This window comes from Desulfuromonas sp. DDH964 (assembly GCF_001611275.1).
Classification (GTDB): domain Bacteria; phylum Desulfobacterota; class Desulfuromonadia; order Desulfuromonadales; family DDH964; genus DDH964.
Genome location: NZ_CP015080.1, coordinates 2,915,484 through 2,937,509 on the forward strand (window position 1 = coordinate 2,915,484; position 22,026 = coordinate 2,937,509).

The window sequence follows — 22,026 nt, forward strand, 5'->3', positions numbered from 1 at the left end:
ATTCCACGGTTGCCCCCGGCCCCCTTCCGGTAGAGCCCTGCATGAGCATTAAGGGAAAACTGATTGGCCTGGTACTGCTGATGAGCCTGGTCTTTGCCATGCTCGCCGGTTATCTGCTCTGGGCCTCCTGGAAGATCCGCCACCAGGTAGGCTATTTCGTCCCTGCCATCAGTTATCTGCGGGGGATAGCCGATGTGCGCGCCAACCTTACCCGCCAGGTCAAGGAGGCGACCGACTACCTGGTCATGGGCGAAGCCGGAGACCGGGCCGGGTTTGCCCATTTCGGTCGCCTGACCCGGCAATCGTTTGAGCTGTGGGAGGGTTCGGCCCGCCAGCAAAAAGCGCTTGGCGTCGAGGGGGAGGGGGAAGACCTGGCGAAAGCGGAGACCATCCGGGCCAGTTATGACCTCTGGGAAGAGCAGATCCATCACCTCTTCAGTCTGGTCGATGCCGGGCACCAGAGCGAGGCGCAGCGACTCTTCGCCGATCAATCCGACCGCCTGATCGAAGGGGCGGTGCTGGCCCGGATCGATGAATCCCTGGAGGACGGCCTGAACGAGGTTCAGGACGCTTACCTCGACCTGCTGATGAGCGCCGGCATGATCCCCTGGATTGCCAGCGATGCCCTGCACCAGATCCGTGGCACCCAGGCCTCCATCGACTACCTGCTGGCGGTCAACCGCCTCAGCGCCGGGGTCAACAAGCAGCTCAAGGCCTTGCTCGACTACCTGTTCTTCGGCGCCGACCATGACCGCCAGTTCTTCGCCGACTACGGCAAGGACACCAAAAGTGCCATCGAGGCCTGCGCCCGGGCGGCGAATCGCAAGGCCGCCCTCGACCCTGCCAGCCGCTCCGATCTGCTCAACGAGGTTGTTACCATCGAGCGCAGCTACGGCCAGGTCCTCGCCCTGGCCGAAAAGGCGATCCACCTCAAACAGAACAACCAGACCGGCGCGGCCCTGGCCCTGATCGTCGAACAGCTCGATCCGCTCCTCGATGGCGGCCTGATGCCGAAACTCGCCCTGGCCCTCGACGATGGCGGCCAGGAGATCTTCAACCTGACCCGGGCCGCCAGTCGCCAGGGGGTGATCGTTGTTATCCTCGTCTCGCTGCTGCTGGCGGTCGGCACGGCCAAGCTGATTCAGCAGATCCTGCGCTCCCTGCGTCAGCTTCGCGCCGGCATCACCATCATCGGCGCCGGCAACCTCGATTACCGCATCAACCTTGCGACCCCCGACGAATTCGGCAACCTCGCCGCCCAGTTCGACACCATGGTCGACCGCCTGCAGCAGAGCCGGGCCGATGTCGAACGGCTCAACCGGGAGCTGGAACAGCGCGTTATCGATCGCACCCTGCAGCTGGAAACCGCCAACCGTGAACTCCAGTCCTTCAGCTACTCGGTCTCCCACGACCTGCGTACCCCGCTGGCGCGCATCAGCGCCCTCTGCCAGGTCCTGCTCGCCGACGAAACCCTCCCGGAACCGCCGGAAATCATGGCGACACTGCAGCGCATCGGCCAGTCGACTCAGGAGATGGAGCAGCTGATCCAGGCTCTCCTCAGCCTCTCCCAGGTTACCAGCGGAGAACTCAACCGTACGGCCGTCGATCTCTCGGCCCTGGTGGAAACCCTGGCGGCCGAGCTGCGCCAGCGCCAGCCGCAGCGTTCCGCTGAATTCCGGATCGCCCCGGGCGTGGTCGTCAACGGCGATCGCAGCCTGCTGCTGGTGGTTCTCGCCAACCTCCTCGGCAACGCCTGGAAGTACAGTGCCAGGACCGGGACCACGCTGATCGAGTTCGGCGTCGTCCAGCGCGCCGGCCAGCGCACCTGCTTTGTCCGTGACAACGGCGTCGGTTTCGACATGGCCCGTGCCGAAAAGCTCTTCACGCCCTTTCAGCGCCTGCACGAAACCGGCGAGTTCGACGGTACCGGTATCGGCCTGGCGACCGTGCAGCGCATCATCCATCGCCACGGTGGCCAGGTCTGGGCCGAAAGCGCTCCCGGCCAAGGTGCGACCTTCTACTTCTTCCTGGGCAACAACGGGGCGGCGGGGACCGCCACCCCATCCATCCCCGCCATTTCCGACCCCAGCGCCCAGATCCCATGAACCGGCTGCCAGGGCGAGTTGCGGTCTCGGGCCGCGGCGGCTGCGGGTTGTTTCCAATTGCCCGATGTAACGAAACATGGTATTTAGATAATCTAATGTCTTCGCTCGGGAGTAGTTCGTAGTCTGGTGACGCGCCCGGTCTTCAAAACCGGTGGCGGGCGTATCCCGTCCGCGGTGGGTTCGATCCCCATCTACTCCCGCCAAATCATTACGGGCAGGGCCATCCGGCCCTGCCCGTTACTGTTTCTCCTCGCTCGCTTTCAACCAGTGACACCACTCTTCCCAACCCTGCACGATGCCGGTCTGGCGGAAATCGGCGTTTGACCCGCCTGCGATCCTCCTCAGCGGCAGAATGCCGACCGCTGCGGCAATTGCCCCCCACTGCAGGGTCTGAGGCGTAATATTGCCGAGATCGCCGCGCCAGGTCGCCAGCGGCTCTTCGCCGCGGGCCGGTGGGGCGATGCCGCAAAGCAGGGTCAGGCAGAGTAGCAGACAAGTAGCCAGGTTGAACCGGGAACGCCCCTCCGGACGCACGACAATGGATTTCATCGAATCCCCTCCAGGAATAGACAACCGATACGCACGGCAGAACTGCGCCTATAGCGGCACCAGTTTTCTTGGACACTGATTTGGGATAGAATCCCGATGTCCAAGGAGATTAATAATGACAACAAACAACAAGAACGAAACAGTCACTGGGCCTTTGGCCGAAGGGCAACGTTGGAGCGCTGCCCGCAAGCGTGAAGTGGTTCTGCGCTTGCTGCGGGGCGAATCGGTTGATGCTCTGTCCCGCGAGTTGAACATCGAAATCTACCGCCTGGAGCAGTGGCGAGAGAAAGCGCTGACCGGAATCGATGAGTCGTTGAAACAACGTCAGAACGATCCGACTCAAGCGGAACTCAACCAGGCCATGCGCCGGATCGGCGAATTGACCATGGAAAACGAACTACTTTGGGAACGGGTTAAAAAACCCGGCCCTTTAGCCAAACGGAGGTCGTCGAAATGAGCCAAACGATCTCCCCAGGCGCTGAAAAGGCCTACGGCGTCCAGCGGGTTTGCAATGTTTGGGAGCAGGCTCGCTCCTCGTTCTACCATGCCTCGCGCCAGATTCCGCAATCAACTCCCAAGCGTCGTGGCCCACGTCCGTCAATCAGTGATGAGGATCTTCTCGCCATGATCCGTCACGATCTGGCCACGTCCCCGTTCACCGGCGAAGGACACCGCAAGGTCTGGGCCAGGCTGCGGATTTGTGACGGCGTGCGCATCGCACGCAAGCGGGTTCTGCGGTTGATGCGCGAGAATCATCTGTTGTCACCTCACCGGGGTTGGCCCAAAGCAGCCAAGGCGCATGATGGTAAAATCATCACCATGGCTCCGAATCTAATGTGGGGCACCGATGGCACCCGCGTATTCACTCTCGACGAAGGCTGGGTCTGGATCTTTAGCGCCGTCGAGCACTGGAACGCCGAATGTGTCGGCTGGCATGTTTGCAAGACCGGCGACCGTTATGCTGCTCTTCAACCACTTTCCATGGCGTTAGACAACATCTATGGGGGCGTAGAGAAAGATATTGCCCGAGGGTTGTCTCTGCGTATGGATCACGGCACCCAGTACCTCTCAGACCATTTTCTGAACCAGATCAAGTTCTGGGGAATCACCCCCAGCTTTGCCTTCGTTGCCGAACCACAGACCAACGGAGTTGCTGAACGATTCAACCGCACCTTGAAAGAGCAAGCCATCTATGGCCGAATATTCCGTACCATCGATGATGTTCGCGAGGCCGTGAAAACCTTCGTCGAACTCTACAACAGCGAATGGCGAGTCGAGAAAAATGGCTTCCGGTCGCCCGACGAAATCCGTCAGGCGGCATAATGTAAAAAAACCCCGCCCAGAGGACGGGGCTTTAAAGGCGCCCCCAGAGGGGGCGTTGCCGGTGACCCCCAAAGAGGGTCACCGGAGCGTTGTTCCCACGTCCACAACAATTAGAATTTGAGTTGCTGTTGTTCCACTTTCTTCTCATGCTGCTCTTGATACCGCACGTAGCGCCTGATCATCTCGGCATCCAGGCCTACCGTGTCAACGCAGTAGCCGGGCGCCCAAAAATGATTGCCCCAGTAGCGTTTCTTCCGCAACTTGGGATGGTTCTTTAAAATACGTATCGCTGATCGGCCCTTCAGGCGCCCCATCAACTCCGAAATGGACACCTTGGGCGGCACCATGATGATCAGGTGAATATGGTCTTTCTGGACATTCAGCTCGACGACCTCGCAGTGACTCTGCTCGCTGAAGATCCGGATACACGCTCGAACTTCTTGCGCCAGTTCACCTTCCAATATCCGGAAGCGATACTTGGGCACCCAGACGATGTGATACTGGCAGTGCCAGATCGCATGTGTTAATTTTCGAAAACGGCTCATGGCTTTCCTTTCTGTTCAGGTCGTTGCGGGAACAACGCCTGAATATGGATTGCCATGAGCCCTTTTGGCAAAGCCAAAGGACTCTGACCCCGTCCAGAGGACGGGGGTTTCTACTTCACACTAAACTTGTGTCCAAGGAACCGGTTCCGCTACAGGCAGAACTGCGCCGATATCAACTAATTCAGCAAAGCAAAAGATTGACGCGCATATATCATGCGCATAAAATAACAACAAACCAAATAACTAGGAGACGCCCATGGAAGCGGCATACAACCTTTCCGCGCCGAAAAAAGCGACCAACGTTTCGATCAACAGCGACCTGCTGCAACAGGCAAAGGCCTTCGGTATCAACCTCTCCCGGGCACTGGAAGACCGCCTCGCGGAATTGGTGGCCCAGCAGCGCCGGCAGCTCTGGTTGCAGGAGAATGCCGAGGCGATCGACGCCTACAATGGCCGGGTGGCCGAGCAGGGCGTCTTCAGCGACGGCCGGAGGCGTTTCTGATGGCCCAGTTCGACGTCCATCGCAACCCCGACCCGGCCAGCAAGCGCCAGGTTCCCTACCTGCTCGACATTCAGGCCGATCTCCTCTCCGGGCTTGCTACCCGGGTGGTGGTACCACTGCTGACCGCTGCCAGCATTGCGCACCCCCTGCAAATCCTGAATCCGGCCTTCACCGTTGAGGGAACCCGAGTGATCCTGTCAACGCCCGAACTGGCCGGCATTGCCCGCAGCGAACTGGGGGAAACCGTCGCCACTCTTGCCGCCGAACGCGACACTATTATCGCGGCGCTCGACCTGCTACTGACGGGCGCCTGATCCGCTCGGTAACGCCAGCCCGGCATCCCCATCCGCAGGAACGGTCATCGGCGGCGCCGATTCGCCAAGGCGCTGATAGGTCTCGATCCGCTGCCTCCCCTTCTCCAGCCGCACGACCACCGTCTCGCCGTCTTTTCCCTCCAACACCACCCGACCTTCGGCAATCTCAGTCACGCGCGCCCCGTCGACCCCGTCACCGGTTCCAATCGCCTTAAGCGCGCCGTCAGGTTGCTGGATAACAGCGCGTTGATCCGCAGCGGAGATTTTAAGCAGGCGATAACCGGTAAAGGGTGCCGCAGATGCGAGGCTGGCGGAAACGACCAGTATCAATACCAGCAGGGCGAATCTTGTTGCGATATTCACAGGTACCCTCCAAATCGATGGAAATTGCAGTGATTGGAACTCGCATAAAAACTGGGAAAGGAGGTTGTCTCTCCCTAAAAGTGTCTTATTGCTATTGTGGTGCACTTGCAATTTGAATCTGCCATTCCGGCCTCGCTTTTACCCTCGATTGTCCCATGTCTGGGGCTGACCCCTATGGCTTGTTTGGTAAAAGGCGCCGGGGTATTCAATGCGTAGCGGTCTGCCCATGGTCCCCTCTTCCCATGAGAATCAACTTGTGAATGTGTAGACCTGGAACCTATATGGCTTTCTATCGCTCTTCGGGTTGCTGTTTACCCACAAATTCTGCGGAAGAACCGACTTTTTTTAAGGTTGTCGGACATTTTCGTTCTGTGGCAATGATCGAAACAAATTGCGTTTCGGGTCGAATTCAAGGTTTCGGGTATAGTCGGGATTTAGGTAGTAGTGTATTTTTATCCCGCCACCATCACCTACAAAGTGCCTCAGTTCGCCGCGAATTTTGCCATACATAGCTTGTTTCAATTTGCCATTCTCACCAACTTCAGAACGAATCCGAAAGATGTAGTTATTATCATCTTCAATGTCGGAATATCTTCCATACGATCCCCTTGAAATACGCTTTTCAATTCTCGGCAAATACCCAGTCTCAGGTGCAGTTCTTTGCAATCTGTACCAACTTCCGATATTGAAATCACCACCGCCATCGTCTTTAACAACCTGGATGCCATCAAATGGATTTGAAAATGTCAATATCATGGTTGCATCGTAGTTGTTCATATTGTCAAAGCGTTGCACGAACTTGAACACAAAATCCGCTGTTGTTCCCTGGCCATAGGGGATCACCCAATCGGCCTTCTCCAGATCGAAACCGACCTCTTCGCCTTTTACGGGAACCTTAAAGGAGTGGTTCCGCACATACATCGGCACCGGGTTGACGATTGGACGCATGACGACCGTGAGATCCTTTCCCCACGGCTGCCAAAAACCGAATTTTTTGACATAGAAATCGTGAATGAACTACCCCGCAGCAAGCTACGGGGTATCAACAGCCTACACCCTTAGTAAAAATCGCGCAGCAAGCTGCGGGGAATTGAACCCAACTTTTGATTAAAGGTACTGTTGTAATAGCCTTCCTTGATAGCCGTTCCGACAACAACGCCATCATTCGAACTTGCCGTGATGCTGCAATTACCATGATCGTCGGCATTTTTCATTACTGGCATTTCGCCACCGGAAAACCGCACGCTTAGTTTAACGGCGGTGTAAATCAGTTTGTGTAAATGGCTTGGGTTTTTGTCGTCAGTAAACCGGCAACCTGCCTTCGAACAAGATAGAGAACTGGTTGAGGGCGGCCTTCCAGTCCCGAATCGGCAGGGTCCATTTCTTGGCGATATTGTTCAGCGCCAGGTAGAGCAGTTTGAACATGGCTGCGTCGTTGGGGAATGAGCCCCGGTTCTTGGTGACCTTGCGCAGCGACATGTTTAGCGATTCGATCGCATTGGTGGTGTAGATCACCTTGCGAATCTCCGCCGGGTAGGCGAAAAAAGGGGTGATTCTCTCCCAGTTCCGCCGCCAGGACTGGCCGATGGAAGGGTGGGTTTTATCCCACTTCGCTTCGAACTCCGTCAGGTTCATTTCGGCCTGCTCGGCCGTCGCGGCCTGGTAAATGGTCTTCAGATCGGCCGCCACTTCCTTGCGCTGTTTCCAGGAGACGTAGCGGAGAGAATGGCGCACCATGTGAACGAGGCAGAGCTGGACCTGGGTGCGAGGAAAGACCGCTTCGATGGCCTCGGGGAAACCTTTGAGCCCGTCCACGCAGGCGATGAAGATGTCTTCGACACCCCGGTTTTTCAACTCGGTCACCACCTGTAACCAGAACTTGGCGCCCTCGTTCTCGGCCACCCACATACCCAGGACCTCCTTGATGCCGTCCAGGGTGACGCCCAGGGCCAGGTAGACCGCTTTATTGCTGACGTGGCCGTTGTCCCGCACCTTAACCCGGACCGCGTCCATATAGACGATGGGATAGAGGGCGTCGAGCGGTCGGTTCTGCCAGATCTTGACCTCGTCCGCGACGGCATCGGTCACGCTGGAAATGAGGGCGGGAGAGACCTCGACGCCATAAATCTCTTCCAGATGCCCCTGGATCTCCCGGGTCGTCATCCCCCGGGCGTAGAGGGAGATGATCTTGCCGTCGAAGCCGGCGAAGCGGGTCTGGCCCTTGGGAATGATGAGCGGCTCGAAGCTGCTGTCCCGGTCACGCGGAACCTCGATCGGCAGTTTGCCGAATTCGCCCTTGATGGTTTTGGCCGACTTGCCATTGCGGGCATTGCCGCCTTTCGTGGCCACGGGAGCATGCTTCTCGTGCCCCAGGTGTTGGGTCAATTCCGCTTCCAAAGCTCGTTCCAGAAGGGCCTTGGTGAGCTGTTTAAGCAAGCCGGTTTCGCCGATCAGGTCTTCGGGCTTCTTGTAGTCGGCAAGCAGACGGTCCAGCAGATCTTTTTCGATGGCCATGGGGGCTCCTTAGAGGGTGGGGTCCCGGTGTACCCCTGAATGGCCATTTACACAATCTTTTTTACACCCTCAGTTTAACATCCTCGAGAGGGATACCGGCCTCATCGATAACTTTGACGTTAATTTTCACCATGCCAATGGCCAATACTGGGGAGCTTGTTGCCAACAGAAAAAACATTATCGGTACAATGGCTAGAGCATTCCTCATGGCTACTCTCCTTTTATCTTTTTAACCCATTCATCATATAATCCAGACAGAAAGGGGTAGGCGACGACATAGGTATCGCTATGCCGCCATTCAAACCCGTTCAATCTATCCTGTGGCCACGGCTTTCCAACCGCATACTGCAACCGGATATCGATGTCACGATCCGGGTGATCAACTCTAATCTCCCTCACCCCTCGATGCCCCGCCGCATTCGTCAGCGCCGGAATCTCGTTGGCGAGCATTTCTTCCTTGAGAAAGCAGTCCAAAGGTGTCGCGTCTACACATTGACAATGCCCAGGGCCTGGCAGATTCGCTCAACCCTCACCCTGAGCCCTTCCTCTTCTGCAACCTTCTCCCGCGTCCGGCGGCTTCCCTGGGAAACTGCCGACTCGCCAACACCGAACCTCTCACCGATCTCCCGCAACCTCGCGCCGCTGTGGCGGTGGCATAGATAAATGGCCACACTTCGGGACAAGCCCTTCTCCGCACCCAGAGTCGCCTCAACCGCGGCCACAATGTCATCTATCGACCAGCGGGAATTCAGCTGTTGTATGCCCGGGAGATCGCGGTTCGGCGATACTCCGGACAGATGCAGAGCGGTAATCTCCTGGACGAATTTCTCCCCTCCGAGAATGGTAGATGCCAGCGCCTCGTCTAAGGGGTTCATGATCGCGGCTTTCAGGCCTTCCTCCACAAATCCTTGATAACGCGTCTCATCCCCGCCGAAGTAACCCAAAACTTCCTCCCGACGAAGCCATCCTGGGGCGACCTGCTGCCCCACATAATTCCGATAACTAGACCAGGCATACTCCTCGGGCCGCAGGCTCATCCCGGCCCGCACCGGGTTGAGATGGATGTAACGCGACAACTCCAGTGCGTAGGCATCACGGTCCACCAGAATCGCCTTATAGCGTCCCTGAAATAGATGCCCCGCCCGGCGACGCTTGGTGTTGAAGTAGTTGGTGTAAGCACCGTTTATGTGGCGCATGATCCGCGAAAGATTTCCTTCGGGGGTTTCCAACAACAGGTGGTAATGGTTGGTCATCAGGCACCAAACATGGACGGCGGCGCCATAGCGCTCAGTGGCTGAGGCGAGATAGCCCAGAAACCGCTCTCGATCCGCAACGCTCTTATAAATCTCCCGCTGTTCGTTTCCGCGTGCGGTGACATGGTAAAAGGCGCCGGGGTATTCAATGCGTAGCGGTCTGCCCATGGTCCCCTCTTCCCATGAGAATCAACTTGTGAATGTGTAGACCTGGAACCTATATGGCTTCGGAACCTATATGGCTTCTGCTAAATTCTAAAACTTACATAACTTACCACCGTCCCCTAAGCCTCTCCCTACCAGAAACCCCATCATGTCCTTCTTTTCAGCCCGCTTCGCGGGTGGTGCACTTACGAGTTGAATCTACCCTATATGGCTTGAATCAGACGGTGCACTTGCAATTTGAATCCGCCCTATGGCGCCAATACGTTTTCACTGGGCGATGTGGTGATAAAAAGGTTCCGCTTCGGATCAAATTCAAGATTCATCGTGTAATCAGGATTGAGGTAATAGTGCATGCCGATAGATCCAAAACCCTCTTTACCGGCAATGGGGCTCAGGAACGCGTCAAACTTCAGATCACCACGGATTTTCCCATACATAGCACGCTTAAACTTACCATCTCTATCGACCTCCGATCGGACACGAAAGATAAAGTTGTTGTCATCAGACTTGTCAGAGTGCCTGCCATAGGATCCCCGCGACAATCGTTTCTGTATTGTAGGTTGATACCCAGACTCTGGTGCCATCCTCGGCATACGAAACGAACTCCCGGCATTGAAATCGCCCCCGCCGTCATCTTTGACTACCTGAATACCGTCAAAGGGATTGGCAAAAGTTAGGGTCATGGTCGCATCAAAATTATCAGCATTGTCGTAACGCCGTTCGACCTTAAAGACGAAATCGGCCTGCGTCCCAAGTCCATAGGGAATCACCCAGTCAGCCTTCTCCAAATCGAACCCGATTTCTTTATCAAGTGCCGGGAAGTCGAAAAATGTGGGCTCGTCAGCAGAATCTGTGGGTGCCTTCCGGTTCGGGTAGGCAGCCAAGTGTATGATACAAGGCGATTTTTAGGACCTCGTAACTGCGAAAACCGTACGCTTTTCTACAGGTCACTTTCGCTTTGTTGTTAAGACCCTCGACAGCTCCCAGGGCGATCTGCTCCCGGGCGCGAAACCAGTTGAGCAGCAATTCCCGATGAGACCGCAGCATCTTCGCCACCTGCTTCATCGGTTGAATGCGGGAACGCATGGTGCGCCGGCACCACTCGTCGAGGAATCGGGCGGCCCAAGCGGCCCGCTGGTACTGCCAGAACCGTTGGAAGTCCTCCTTGAGCAGGTAGGCCCGGATCGTCTTGAGGTTGCAGGCCAGCAGTTCCTTCAGCTTGACGCCCTGCTTGTCGGTCAAGTTCTCCGGGCGTTTGAGGATGCACCAGCGGCTGCGAGTGAGTACCGGCTGCTCTCCCTTGGCCCTCAGCTCCCGGGTCTCCTGGGCGCGAACTTTATCGAGAGCCTTGTTCATCTGGCTCATGATGTGAAAACGGTCCAGGATGTGAAGCGCTTTTCCGGCCGCCGCCGCCACGATTTGCAAATACGGCTTCCACATGTCGCTGCAGACGAACCGGAGCCGGGCGGTACGCTCAGCGCCGAATTCCTTGAAGAACTGCCGCAGGGTCCTCTGGGTCCGCTCTTTGCCGATCCACAGCAAGCGACGGCAGCCGGCGTCGATCTGGTAGACCACGGTCAGGTAGCTGTTGTGCCCCTTCTTGTAGGCGATCTCGTCGATGCCGATGGCGGTGACGTTCTCCAGGTCGCGGTGGGCCAAGCCCCAGGCGACGGCCATCTTGACCGAGCGAAAGACGTTGTCCCAGGAGGTTTGGAAGACGTCGCCGACCTCCTTCCAGGACAACCGTCGCGCCCAACGGGCCAGGAACCAGGCATAGGTGGTGGTGAGGTGATTCTTCCCTTCGGCCCAAGGGACCTTTTCCACCTTGACGCCACAGCGCGGGCAGTCAACCCGGCGCATGGAATAGACGAAGAAGACGGCGATGCCCCACAGCGGGACGAACTCAAAGCGCCGAACCGGCAACGTGTCGTAGCCTGGGGCGCTGCGCCCGCAGCCCGAGCAGATCGGACGGCTACCGTCTCGGGGACGGATATCGATATCAAGGACCGTGGCTTTTCCCTGTTCCCGCCAGCGAGAGGAGCCGTAGACAAAACCACTATGCTTCTGGACCCGATTCAGGATAGACTTGACCAGCATCCCGGTTTCCTCCGCCTGGTTATGGGGTAGTCTTGGTCGACGTCCATAATGCCAGACTTGGAATCGGGATGCGCTTTTTTCAGCAACCGGTAGGCTGCTCAGCCCCCATCCCGGGGTTGCTGTTTACCCACAAATTCTGCGGAAGAACCAAAATGTGTTACGCACATACATCGGCACAGGATTGACGATGGGGCGCATGACAACGGTGAGTTCCTTCCCCCATGGCTGCCAAAAGCCGAATTTTTTGACATAGAAATCGTGATTAAAGGTACTGTTGTAATAGCCTTCCTTCATAGCCGTTCCGACAACAACACCATCATTCGAACTTGATGTGATGCTGCAATTACCATGATCGTCGGCATTTTTCATCACTGGCATTTCACCGCCGGAGAATCGCATACTCAATTTAACATCATCAAGGGGAGTTCCGGCCTCATCGATGATTTTGACGTTAATTTTCACCATGCCAATGGCGAATACTGTGGAGTTTGCTGCCAATAAAAATACTATTATCGACACAATGGCTAAAATATTCTTCATGGCTACTCTCCTTTGATCTTTTTGAGCCACTCATCATACAATCCAGACAGAAATGGGTAGGCAACGACATAGATATCGCTATGCCGCCATTCAAACCCGTTCACTCTATCTTGCGGCCACGGCTTGTCGACTGCATACGTCTGACGGATATCAATGTTTTTCCTTGCCGTCATTTCTCTCACCCCTCGATGCCCCGCCGCATTCGTCAGCGCCGGAATCTCGTTGGCGAGCATTTCTTCCTTGAGAAGGGTTGGGAGGTTCGCCACCGGGTCTGGAGAATAGAGCCAATCGCGTTGGGTATTTTTCGAGAAGAACGGCTGAGTCCTGAACATCTCCTTGCTGTAGGAATTTGCCAAGGCAGCCGGGATTATTCTCCAGCCCCCTTCCACATCGTCGGCACTTTGTACATAACCATCCCGTGGGTCCAGATTGAACTCCCACCCCCCGGTATCGCTATCCTCACCAATAATGGCCGACGTCAGCCCCTTGAAAAGTTCCTGCAACGCAAAAGCGAAATAGCCGAGATGTGACCGATCCCACGGCCTCCAGTTAAACATGACATCTTCCGTCCCGGGCAGGTCGTCGGCCATCGGCTGATAATGGGTTCCGTCTGGGTCGGTAGCTGCCATTGCAACCGAATAGTTGAAAGGGCGGAAAGCTTCATCGGTCGGGGCGTAATAGACGAAAGTATCTTCGTCATTTCGCACCCGATCGAAGAGACCACGCCAGGTCAGGGTCGACCGGCTGTCATCGGCTCCGAAGAGCTTATACCACTCGGACGCCCAGAGTTTTGGCGAATATCCCTGTTCAAAGTCGACTTCGACACCATCGGGATAACGCCATTCAGGATGGTACATCCACGCGCTGGTCGCTGTGCGCCAGGGACACCCAGCGGCATAAGCCCCGGTGCCGTCAGGGTCACCCCCCTCATCATAGGCACTTCGCGGCGTAAAGGCTTCCTCCGCCACCGCGGCATTAACCATCAGATAGCGTCTGACATTCATCCCTCCCGCGATGGCACTGGAAACGACCATGTTGCCAAGGCTGTGAGCAAAAATCGTCGCATTGGAAAGTCCGGCGGTAGAGACAAAATCCTTCAGCAGCCGCCCGGTCTCGAAGGCGCGGCGAACATTGATATGGTAGTTTGGAGTACGCGTTCCGATGCCGGGGATCGGAACCGACAATTGCGTATCCCAGCCATACCAGGTGATCCCCCAGAACCTGGCCCGCGACCCCGACCAGTAGAGTCGTTTGAAAGCTTCCGCCTGCTCGCCACGCGCATCCTGATCGTTGACGTTGTAGCCATGCACATGGATAAAATCGTTGTCATCGTTGTCAGCATCAAACCCTTCAAAATGTTCAGGATTGCTGAATTCACCCGAAACCAGGCGATCTTCCGGTCCAACCATTGGCACAGAAGGTAAGTAATATTCAGTAGTGTCCGGTTAGCAAATTGCATTCACCCAAAGTTGCAGATAATTGTGGTTCTTCCGCAGAATTTGTGGGTAAACAGCAACCCCGGGATGGGGGCTGAGCAGCCTACCGGTTGCTGAAAAAAGCGCATCCCGATTCCAAGTCTGGCATTATGGACGTCGACCAAGACTACCCCATAACCAGGCGGAGGAAACCGGGATGCTGGTCAAGTCTATCCTGAATCGGGTCCAGAAGCATAGTGGTTTTGTCTACGGCTCCTCTCGCTGGCGGGAACAGGGAAAAGCCACGGTCCTTGATATCGATATCCGTCCCCGAGACGGTAGCCGTCCGATCTGCTCGGGCTGCGGGCGCAGCGCCCCAGGCTACGACACGTTGCCGGTTCGGCGCTTTGAGTTCGTCCCGCTGTGGGGCATCGCCGTCTTCTTCGTCTATTCCATGCGCCGGGTTGACTGCCCGCGCTGTGGCGTCAAGGTGGAAAAGGTCCCTTGGGCCGAAGGGAAGAATCACCTCACCACCACCTATGCCTGGTTCCTGGCCCGTTGGGCGCGACGGTTGTCCTGGAAGGAGGTCGGCGACGTCTTCCAAACCTCCTGGGACAACGTCTTTCGCTCGGTCAAGATGGCCGTCGCCTGGGGCTTGGCCCACCGCGACTTGGAGAACGTCACCGCCATCGGCATCGACGAGATCGCCTACAAGAAGGGGCACAACAGCTACCTGACCGTGGTCTACCAGATCGACGCCGGCTGCCGTCGCTTGCTGTGGATCGGCAAAGAGCGGACCCAGAGGACCCTGCGGCAGTTCTTCAAGGAATTCGGCGCTGAGCGTACCGCCCGGCTCCGGTTCGTCTGCAGCGACATGTGGAAGCCGTATTTGCAAATCGTGGCGGCGGCGGCCGGAAAAGCGCTTCACATCCTGGACCGTTTTCACATCATGAGCCAGATGAACAAGGCTCTCGATAAAGTTCGCGCCCAGGAGACCCGGGAGCTGAGGGCCAAGGGAGAGCAGCCGGTACTCACTCGCAGCCGCTGGTGCATCCTCAAACGCCCGGAGAACTTGACCGACAAGCAGGGCGTCAAGCTGAAGGAACTGCTGGCCTGCAACCTCAAGACGATCCGGGCCTACCTGCTCAAGGAGGACTTCCAACGGTTCTGGCAGTACCAGCGGGCCGCTTGGGCCGCCCGATTCCTCGACGAGTGGTGCCGGCGCACCATGCGTTCCCGCATTCAACCGATGAAGCAGGTGGCGAAGATGCTGCGGTCTCATCGGGAATTGCTGCTCAACTGGTTTCGCGCCCGGGAGCAGATCGCCCTGGGAGCTGTCGAGGGTCTTAACAACAAAGCGAAAGTGACCTGTAGAAAAGCGTACGGTTTTCGCAGTTACGAGGTCCTAAAAATCGCCTTGTATCATACACTTGGCTGCCTACCCGAACCGGAAGGCACCCACAGATTCTGCTGACGAGCCATAATTGTAAATATTTTCACAAGTTAGCGTATTTTTTGCTTGACAAATCGTCGTGAAGTCGGCGCGGTGATTTTCGTAAATACCTATTTTATATGAGGATTTACGAAAATGTCATTACTTGTTCGCTGCCACCGTACCCGGCTTAGCAGGCGCTCCATTGTCCGACTTTTTACCCCGTTCAAGGGCGCTCTCGAACATGCCCCGGTTCTTGAGGCCCGAGGCAACAGGCCACTGCAGATGACGTTTGAAGATCAGTTGAAAATCCTGACCTACTATCACCTCGAAGAGCATTCTTCGGGGCGTCATCTGCTTCAGGTTCTGACGCAGGAAGATTTTGCCGCGACTCATATTGCACCGCCCGGCGGTATCCGGAAAAGCGCCTTCTTTGAGGCGATCAATACCCGAGGGCTGGAGCAGATGATTCATGTTTACGAAGACCTGCAGAAACAGGTCTCACAAAAGATTCCTGTCGCCAAAGACATCTCCGATCTCGGCGATCTGATCGCCGTCGATGGTTCGCTGATTGACGCTACGCTGTCCATGCTCTGGGCGGACTATCGAGACGGAGCCAAAAAGGCCAAGGTTCACCTGGGGTTCGATATCGGTCGTGGTGTCCCCCAGAAAGTCACATTAACCGACGGCAAGGGCGACGAGCGTCCTCAGGCGGAACGGCTCGTGGCTCCCGGTCAGACAGGTGTCTATGACCGCTATTACCAGTGTTACAAAAACTTTGACGACTGGCAGGATCAGGGGCGCCACTTTGTCTGCCGCATCAAAGCCAGTTCTCGTAAGACGGAGTTGAGCGCCAATCCTGTTGTCCCCGGCAGTCATGTTTTCTATGACGCCAGGGTGTTGCTCGGCACCAAAGATGTCAACCAGACCGAACGAGAAGTGCGTGTGGTCGGCTACAAGGTTGACCAAAAATCCTATTGGGTCGCCACCGACCGCTTCGATCTGACCGCCGAGCAGATTGCCTTGATCTACAAGCTACGCTGGACGATCGAGTCCTTCTTCGCCTGGTGGAAGCGCCACCTCAAGGTGTATCACCTGATTGCCCGCAGTCCCTACGGCCTGCTGGTGCAGATCCTCGCAGGGTTGATTACTTATTTGCTGCTGGCCATCTACTGCCACGAAGAGCATGGCGAACGTGTCAGCATCAACAGGGTGCGTGAGCTTCGCAACAATATTCGCAACGAGGCCGCCGAGGATGCGGCCGCAGGCTTAGGGCCTCCCGATATCATTGACTTGGACTTCGGAGCCTATGCAACTTCTTAACCGGACACTACTGAGTAATATTGTTCAAATTCTTGCTGGCCCATATCCTCCAAATTAGACAAAACCCTGATCAGGTTTTTTTGCCTGAACATCTGTTCAACACTATCGAGACTGAGATTCAACTGTGTCGAAAAGACTTCCTGATCCGACTCGTCCAAGATGTCCAAAGTCAAAGGAAGGGCGCTTTTTTTATTCCCTTCAAATAACAAAATTGGCTGGTCTGCGTCTGATGCAGACTTTTGCAACACTTCGTCCAGTTCTTCCTGGGGGGTTTTTAGCGTTTGATCCCCTTTTATGCTCAACATTTTTCCATCAGCCGGAACCAGCTTTGTCCTGAAATCAGAAAGTCGCCTTGCAGTATCAACATCAACCAGATAGTTACCGACTGTGGATGTGGTTAATTCAGGGAACAACACGTCCACCTGGCTATCTTGAGCCCGAAGCCGATACTTGTATCTCGATAAGGGGAAGGTCTTGACCAACTCTTTCGTTTCAAATGCGACGGGGAAAAAGTCGATCAGATCGCGCACGCCATCGACCGTTGCGCTGACGCAATCCAGCTGACCGAGGAAACTTGTATCTCCAGGAATATCACTCCCCCCGGTTTCGCCACTATCGTCATCATCATTGATCCAGAAATAATAGGTATCCCCCAAACCAGCCCGCTCACGGTCCAGATCGTCAATCACCCGGTCATGATTGTAGTCCGGCACCAGCGCTGCATAAACTGGTGTCGCGAGAACTAGATCGCCATCGACCTCCGGCAACGGCCCGGCGAGGCCGTCCGGGTCAACCACCAGGAGAATCTTCTTCTCCTTGCCATCCTTTGCGCTCCGGAGCCCCTCGACGAAGAGCGTCTCGACATCCTTGAACAACCCCAGCGGGTACACCTTGTCCGGCGTCAGGTAGTCCCCGCCATCCGCAAAATCCACTACCTTGCGACTGAACTGACCGTCCTTGGTCCAAAGCCGCATGGTGCCGCCGCCAACCGGCAGGGGATAGGAGACTTTTCCATCATCCGCCGTTTTCGCCACGATTAGTGCCGGGTCGCTGCCGGAATACTTGAACTTCACCGTCGCCGCGCCCGGATCGACGACACTTCCCGCGATGGTGAATTTCAACGGGTAGAAGGGCTGGCTGGCTCCAGCACCCATCTGGTTGGTACCGTCAATGCCATCGGCATAGCCCGGCACCTTGTCCTTGTCAGTATCGACGGTATTGAGATGCATTGCCTTACCCGGCAGGCTTTCGAAATCCTCGATCTGATCTTCCAGGGGGTTGCGACTCGGCAGATTGTGGGTGCCGTCTTCCTGCCAGCCGGCATTGTTGTCGCTGTCGATGTCGAGGTCGGCGTAAAGGGTGTTCACCTTCACCTTGACGCCGCGAATCTCGGCGGACGAGCCGCGGTTGAGCACCATCTGCACGCAGTACTGCCGGGCCGGGTCGAATACCGACCCATGGCTGAAGACGGCCGTCCCGGCCCCGCGGGTGGAGTCACCGACGAGATAACCGACCCATTGGTCCTTGGCGTTCGGTTTGCCGTTACAGTCGCCGGCGAAAAGATCGAGCTGGGCGCTTTGGGCGGCGTAGCCGGCCTCCCCTCCCCCCTGGGGCTGGATGGTGTAAGCGAAATTGACATCCTGGCGCGCCATACCGCCGTCACCGAGCATGACCAGCTCCGGGTCGACGGTAGTCGGAACATCAACACCGTAGACCCGATAGGTCTCTTTCTGCTGGTTCTGAATGGGGATCAGTTCCTTGGTGTCCTTGTCGAACAGCGCCACCTGCCCACTCTTTAGGGTCACGCTCTGCTCGGGGAGGGTCGCTGACTTCAACCCGGAACCGAATGCGTCGAAATAGGTATCGTCGTAGACCTCCCCCATAACCACCGGCACCTTGACGACAGTCTCACCCCGGACATCAATCTTGTTCAGGACCGGGAAGTCACCAGCGGTGAAATGGGTCTGGTAGAGGCCATCCTTGGTGGCTTCGGTCGCATCGACCGAGCCCCCGCCCTGGGGCACAAAATCGACCGTTCCGTCGGTAATCCTGCGCGTTTGGATCAGCCCCGTCCCTTTCAGGTCCCAGCAATCGTATTCCTCTGTCGTGCCGTCCGGGTTTTTCGTCGAACAGGTTCTCGGCCCCTCCAGGACATAGTCGGAATAGGTCAGTATCAGTGCTGCCTGCAACGGCGTTTCGAAGGCGTCACCGACCCGAACCGCATCGATGACCTGGGCGTTGTCGTTGACCCTGGCCAGATGCCGGGCCCAAAGACGGGGGGGATAATAGCCGTCGGCCGGGTTCGCTCCCCAGCTGTAGAGGGTATAGAAGACCGGGTCCGGAACCCCGTCCGCCGTCGCCTTGACGGTATAGCGGGTACCAACCGAGTCACCCAGGAAAGTATCGACGCTGGCCCCGTACCAGGCCGAGGTGACCGACAGATTTGAGCTGGAAACGCCCTGGCACTCCTCCCAGAGCGGAAAATCGCTGCGACATTCGGCCGGCTGGTAAAATTCGATATTGCGGTGGTTCGGAGGGAGCGGATAGGCGTAACCCGAGGTCGGTTGCGCCTCGAACGTCACCGCCACATTGGAGACCGGGTTGCCGTATTGGTCGAGGACCTTCAGGGACAAGGTCTCGGCCGGGCTGTTGACGAGGGAGGTATTGCCATCCCCAAGCATTCTCAGGAGGCTGGCCGCCGCGTCGGGTTTTCCATAGATCTGGAAGGGCTGAGGCAGGGAGAGCTCGCCGTAACGGCTTGGCACCGCCGCGTCAAAAAGATTAACGCCAACCTGGGTGATATTCGGGTCACTCTGATCGATTCGCTGGAAACTCGGGTTGACATCGGTATGCTGGCCCAGCACCGGCTGGATCCGGGCAATCCCCTGGGCATCGGTCAGTACCGCCTCCTCGGCGGCGCCGGCGAAATTCCCCGCTCCTTCCAGCACCTTGAAAGTCACCGCGGCACCGACCACCGGCCGCGCCTTGATGTCGGTCACCAGCACCGCCAGCGGCTTTTCAAGCTGCTGGCCGACCAGACCACTCTGCAGGTCGCTGACCGCGATCTTGACGATGTGGGCTGCAGCCAGCGGATCGCGGTTGGGCGGGTCGGCAAAGGGCGCTTCGAGCAGATCCTTGATGTAGCCCTGCGCCCATTCCTCGACGGTCATCGAGCCGGCGAGCATGCCGGAGAGCATATAGCCGGCCTCGCCGGTGGCCGGGTCCTCCTTGCGGTAACCATACCCGGACCAGAGTTGTAGGGAGGTCTTGCCCGGCAGAGTGACCGTCAGTCCCTGCCGCACCGCCGCTTCGATATCGGCGCGAACGTTTTCCGGCAGGTTCAAGGTCGGCAGCAGTTCATCGACATTGACGGCCGTCAGAATCGACGACGGCTGACTGGCATCGGCGGCCAGGGCGAGGACCTTGGCAGTCGCCACCGCCGCCACCTGGTAGTCGTCGACAAAGGCCTGCTCTTCGAGCACCGATCCCTGCAGGGCAGAGAGTCCCATAAGCGCGGCGACCCGCTGCAACTGGCCAGCCCGGGCGACGGCCTCGACGCGGCGCAGACCGGCATCCATGAACAGGCCTTTCCAGGTCAACTGCCGTGGCAGGTCGAGCAGATGCGAGACCTCCAGCACCCCGCCGACGGTGACCAGGGTCGGCAACGGCCGGGCGATGGCCAGATCGAGGGCGGCGGCCAGTTCCTCCTCGGCGGCGTTCCAGCGCGCGATGTAGCGCTGGGCGGTCCCCTGCAGCAACCAGGCCGCGTCCTGCTGGTCTTCGGGCAGTTCAACCACCGGCAGGGCCTGCTGGGCAGCGATGCCGAGGACGGCGAGGTTGCCGACGACGTGGTGAGCACTCTGCCCCTCGCGGCCGTTCGGTCCGGTGAACAGCACCGTCAGCTGGTAGTCCCCGCCCATCGCCAGCCCGTCGCCGGCGACCACGCGACGTTCGCCGTCGATGATCAGGGCCGGGCGCAGCCGCACCAGGTAGGCCGGGGTGTTGGAAAGACCGCCATAGGCATCGATCGTCTCCTGATCGGCGACGGTCTCCGGCTCGTAGCTGAGCACGATCTGGCGATTGGTGACCTCGGCCACCGGCAGGGTCAGGCTGAAGAGTTCGCTGCCGTCGTCGCTGCCGGCGCGGAAGGTGACCTGCTGCACCAGCTCGGCGGGAAACTTTGCACTGGCTTCGGTGATCGCCAGGGTCCGGAACTGCAGGCTGGCCGGCAGCAGGTCGAGGGGCGCCGCCACCAGGCTGCGGCTGCGCAGGGCGGCGCTCCAGGGGGCGCCGGTGGCGGCCGTGTAGCGCTGCTGGAAGAATTCAAGGGGGGACTCGCTGCGCACGGTCGTCAAGTAGTCATCGCGCAATCCGCCCAGGAGCGTATCGGAAACCGGAGTTGCCGCCGGGGTGTCGAGATAGCCGTCGGGCTTGAGGTGGGTATCGAGCGCCAGCCAGATCTTCCCCTGCTCATCGAGCACCGCCCCGCGGTAGTTGCTGTAGGGGACCTCGGTTTCGACCCAGACATGCTCGAAGCGTACACTGGCGATTCTTCCGCCGGCGATCACCGGCTCGGCGGGGATGCCGGCCTGCTGCAGGTAATGCAGGGCCGCCTGGGGATCGTCGAGCCCGAGCAGGTTCTGCAAACGCCCGCTCCCCGGGTCGAACTCGATCACGCCGCGCAGGTAGCGGGCGGGAAAGCCCCCGGCGCGCAGCAGGGCAACCAGCAGCGTCGCCTGATCGGCGTCGTTGCCGCTCTTCTGCCGCAGGGTCTCGGCCGCCCCCTTCATGGCGCCCCAGTACCACTCGGTAGCGATGTTCTGTTGCACCCACTGGTAGATGGCGACCGGACTCCAGTCGAGGGATTGGGCCAGTTCGGCGATCTCCGGGGTGACGCTCGCCAGGGTATCGCCGCTCAGCTCCGCCGCATCGACGGTGTCGGGACCGCCCCGATAGGCGGGACCGCCCCGATAGGCGGGAACGACCGTCGGGGTCTGGCGCGGGGCAACCGCCGGCAGTTGCAGATGACGATAGGGGAGGTTCCCCAACAGGGGTGCGGACGGGACGTAGAGAGTGGAATCGAGGAGATCGAGCAGCGGCTGGAGGTCGGTGGCGGCGGGATGAAGCAGGGTGGAGAGCCTGGCCAGTTCCGCACCGACCTGGGCGACGGTCGCCTGCAGCTTCTCACTCACCCCTTGCTGGCGCTCGGCAATGATCCCGGCTGGTGCCGCCTGCGGTTCCAGCCGGGTCTGGTATCGCTCCGCCAGCAACAGGTCGAGGATTTCTAGCTGTTGGCCGAGATCCCGCAAAGGGGCCAGGGGGTCGGCAACGACCGTGGCGGCACTCAGCTGGCGTTGCATCTGGACGGCCTGGCTGCGCAGGCTGTGCAGCAACTGCTGCAGTTCGTCCTCCGGATCGGCGGCCAGGGCCAAACCGGCCACGAACCAAACCAACACCTGCACCAGCACTAACAGCGCTAAACCTTTTTTCACCAGCCCCTCCAATAGCAAATGAACTACCCCGCAGCAAGCTACGGGGTATCAACAGCCTACACCCTTAGTAAAAATCGCGCAGCAAGCTGCGGGG

Annotated in this window: 18 protein-coding genes, 1 tRNA gene and 1 pseudogene; 8 read left to right on the forward strand and 12 right to left on the reverse strand. The window is 58.0% G+C overall.

The window, feature by feature from the left end; all coding sequences use genetic code 11:
• The first annotated feature begins 41 nt into the window (after positions 1–41).
• Together DBW_RS13410 and DBW_RS13415 are read left to right on the forward strand one after the other, a co-directional pair.
• Positions 42–2,105: a sensor histidine kinase gene (locus DBW_RS13410; RefSeq protein WP_066727997.1), complete on the forward strand. Its 2,064-nt coding sequence runs from the start codon at positions 42–44 to the stop codon at positions 2,103–2,105.
• A 107-nt stretch (positions 2,106–2,212) separates the two neighbouring features.
• Positions 2,213–2,308: transfer RNA gene (locus DBW_RS13415), tRNA-Sec, on the forward strand.
• 34 nt (positions 2,309–2,342) lie between these two features.
• On the opposite strand, the gene DBW_RS13420 is transcribed toward DBW_RS13415, so the two are convergent.
• Positions 2,343–2,654 (reverse strand): hypothetical protein, encoded by a 312-nt coding sequence (locus tag DBW_RS13420; protein WP_066727998.1) that lies wholly within the window; start codon positions 2,652–2,654, stop codon positions 2,343–2,345.
• 115 nt (positions 2,655–2,769) lie between these two features.
• Here DBW_RS13420 and DBW_RS13425 point away from each other — a divergent pair, with 115 nt between their 5' ends.
• Positions 2,770–3,111, forward strand: a complete 342-nt coding sequence (locus DBW_RS13425) for a hypothetical protein (protein WP_066727999.1) — start codon at positions 2,770–2,772, stop codon at positions 3,109–3,111.
• Entirely contained in the window at positions 3,108–3,977 is an 870-nt protein-coding gene (locus tag DBW_RS13430; RefSeq protein WP_066726432.1) for an integrase core domain-containing protein, read from the forward strand. Before DBW_RS13425 ends, DBW_RS13430 begins: the two co-directional genes overlap by 4 nt.
• A 110-nt stretch (positions 3,978–4,087) precedes the next feature.
• On the opposite strand, the gene tnpA is transcribed toward DBW_RS13430, so the two are convergent.
• On the reverse strand, positions 4,088–4,522 hold the full coding sequence (tnpA, locus tag DBW_RS13435) for an IS200/IS605 family transposase (protein ID WP_066724805.1): 435 nt from the start codon (positions 4,520–4,522) through the stop codon (positions 4,088–4,090).
• Positions 4,523–4,778: 256 nt separating this feature from the next.
• On the opposite strand from tnpA, the gene DBW_RS13440 reads away from it, so the two are divergent.
• Positions 4,779–5,024 (forward strand): type II toxin-antitoxin system CcdA family antitoxin, encoded by a 246-nt coding sequence (locus DBW_RS13440; protein ID WP_066728000.1) that lies wholly within the window; start codon positions 4,779–4,781, stop codon positions 5,022–5,024.
• Positions 5,024–5,338 (forward strand): CcdB family protein, encoded by a 315-nt coding sequence (locus DBW_RS13445; RefSeq protein ID WP_066728001.1) that lies wholly within the window; start codon positions 5,024–5,026, stop codon positions 5,336–5,338. The genes DBW_RS13440 and DBW_RS13445 overlap by 1 nt, the downstream gene beginning before the upstream one ends.
• Here DBW_RS13445 and DBW_RS13450 read toward each other — a convergent pair.
• The 9 genes from DBW_RS13450 to DBW_RS13490 all read right to left on the reverse strand — a co-directional run bounded on the left by DBW_RS13450 (position 5,321) and on the right by DBW_RS13490 (position 13,679).
• The gene (locus DBW_RS13450; protein ID WP_066728002.1) at positions 5,321–5,701 is read right to left on the reverse strand and encodes a hypothetical protein; all 381 of its coding nucleotides are present in this window, start codon (positions 5,699–5,701) and stop codon (positions 5,321–5,323) included. The two genes, DBW_RS13445 and DBW_RS13450, sit on opposite strands and share 18 nt — an antisense overlap.
• A 345-nt stretch (positions 5,702–6,046) precedes the next feature.
• The gene (locus DBW_RS13455; protein ID WP_066728003.1) at positions 6,047–6,649 is read right to left on the reverse strand and encodes a hypothetical protein; all 603 of its coding nucleotides are present in this window, start codon (positions 6,647–6,649) and stop codon (positions 6,047–6,049) included.
• Positions 6,650–7,000: 351 nt separating this feature from the next.
• A complete protein-coding gene (locus tag DBW_RS13460; protein ID WP_066728004.1) occupies positions 7,001–8,215 on the reverse strand; it encodes an IS256 family transposase in 1,215 nt (404 codons plus the stop codon).
• A 210-nt stretch (positions 8,216–8,425) separates the two neighbouring features.
• The gene (locus DBW_RS13465) at positions 8,426–8,665 is read right to left on the reverse strand and encodes a hypothetical protein (RefSeq protein WP_066728005.1); all 240 of its coding nucleotides are present in this window, start codon (positions 8,663–8,665) and stop codon (positions 8,426–8,428) included.
• A 35-nt stretch (positions 8,666–8,700) separates the two neighbouring features.
• Positions 8,701–9,636, reverse strand: a complete 936-nt coding sequence (locus DBW_RS13470; RefSeq protein ID WP_066728006.1) for an REP-associated tyrosine transposase — start codon at positions 9,634–9,636, stop codon at positions 8,701–8,703.
• 245 nt (positions 9,637–9,881) lie between these two features.
• The gene (locus DBW_RS13475) at positions 9,882–10,517 is read right to left on the reverse strand and encodes a hypothetical protein (protein ID WP_157471896.1); all 636 of its coding nucleotides are present in this window, start codon (positions 10,515–10,517) and stop codon (positions 9,882–9,884) included.
• Entirely contained in the window at positions 10,474–11,730 is a 1,257-nt protein-coding gene (locus DBW_RS13480) for an ISL3 family transposase (RefSeq protein WP_066726437.1), read from the reverse strand. Before DBW_RS13480 ends, DBW_RS13475 begins: the two co-directional genes overlap by 44 nt.
• Positions 11,731–11,853: 123 nt before the next feature.
• A complete protein-coding gene (locus DBW_RS13485; protein WP_066728008.1) occupies positions 11,854–12,270 on the reverse strand; it encodes a hypothetical protein in 417 nt (138 codons plus the stop codon).
• A 2-nt stretch (positions 12,271–12,272) separates the two neighbouring features.
• On the reverse strand, positions 12,273–13,679 hold the full coding sequence (locus DBW_RS13490) for a hypothetical protein (RefSeq protein WP_066728009.1): 1,407 nt from the start codon (positions 13,677–13,679) through the stop codon (positions 12,273–12,275).
• A 223-nt stretch (positions 13,680–13,902) separates the two neighbouring features.
• On the opposite strand from DBW_RS13490, the gene DBW_RS13495 reads away from it, so the two are divergent.
• Together DBW_RS13495 and DBW_RS13500 are read left to right on the forward strand one after the other, a co-directional pair.
• On the forward strand, positions 13,903–15,159 hold the full coding sequence (locus DBW_RS13495) for an ISL3 family transposase (RefSeq protein ID WP_066726437.1): 1,257 nt from the start codon (positions 13,903–13,905) through the stop codon (positions 15,157–15,159).
• Positions 15,160–15,273: 114 nt separating this feature from the next.
• Positions 15,274–16,374 (forward strand): annotated as a pseudogene (locus DBW_RS13500) (IS4 family transposase); the annotation flags it as partial.
• A gap of 62 nt (positions 16,375–16,436) precedes the next feature.
• Here the strand turns inward: DBW_RS13500 and DBW_RS13505 are convergent.
• Positions 16,437–21,932 carry a transglutaminase domain-containing protein gene (locus tag DBW_RS13505; RefSeq protein WP_157471897.1) on the reverse strand — a complete coding sequence of 1,832 codons (5,496 nt, stop codon included), beginning with the start codon at positions 21,930–21,932 and terminating at the stop codon, positions 16,437–16,439.
• Positions 21,933–22,026 lie beyond the last annotated feature (94 nt).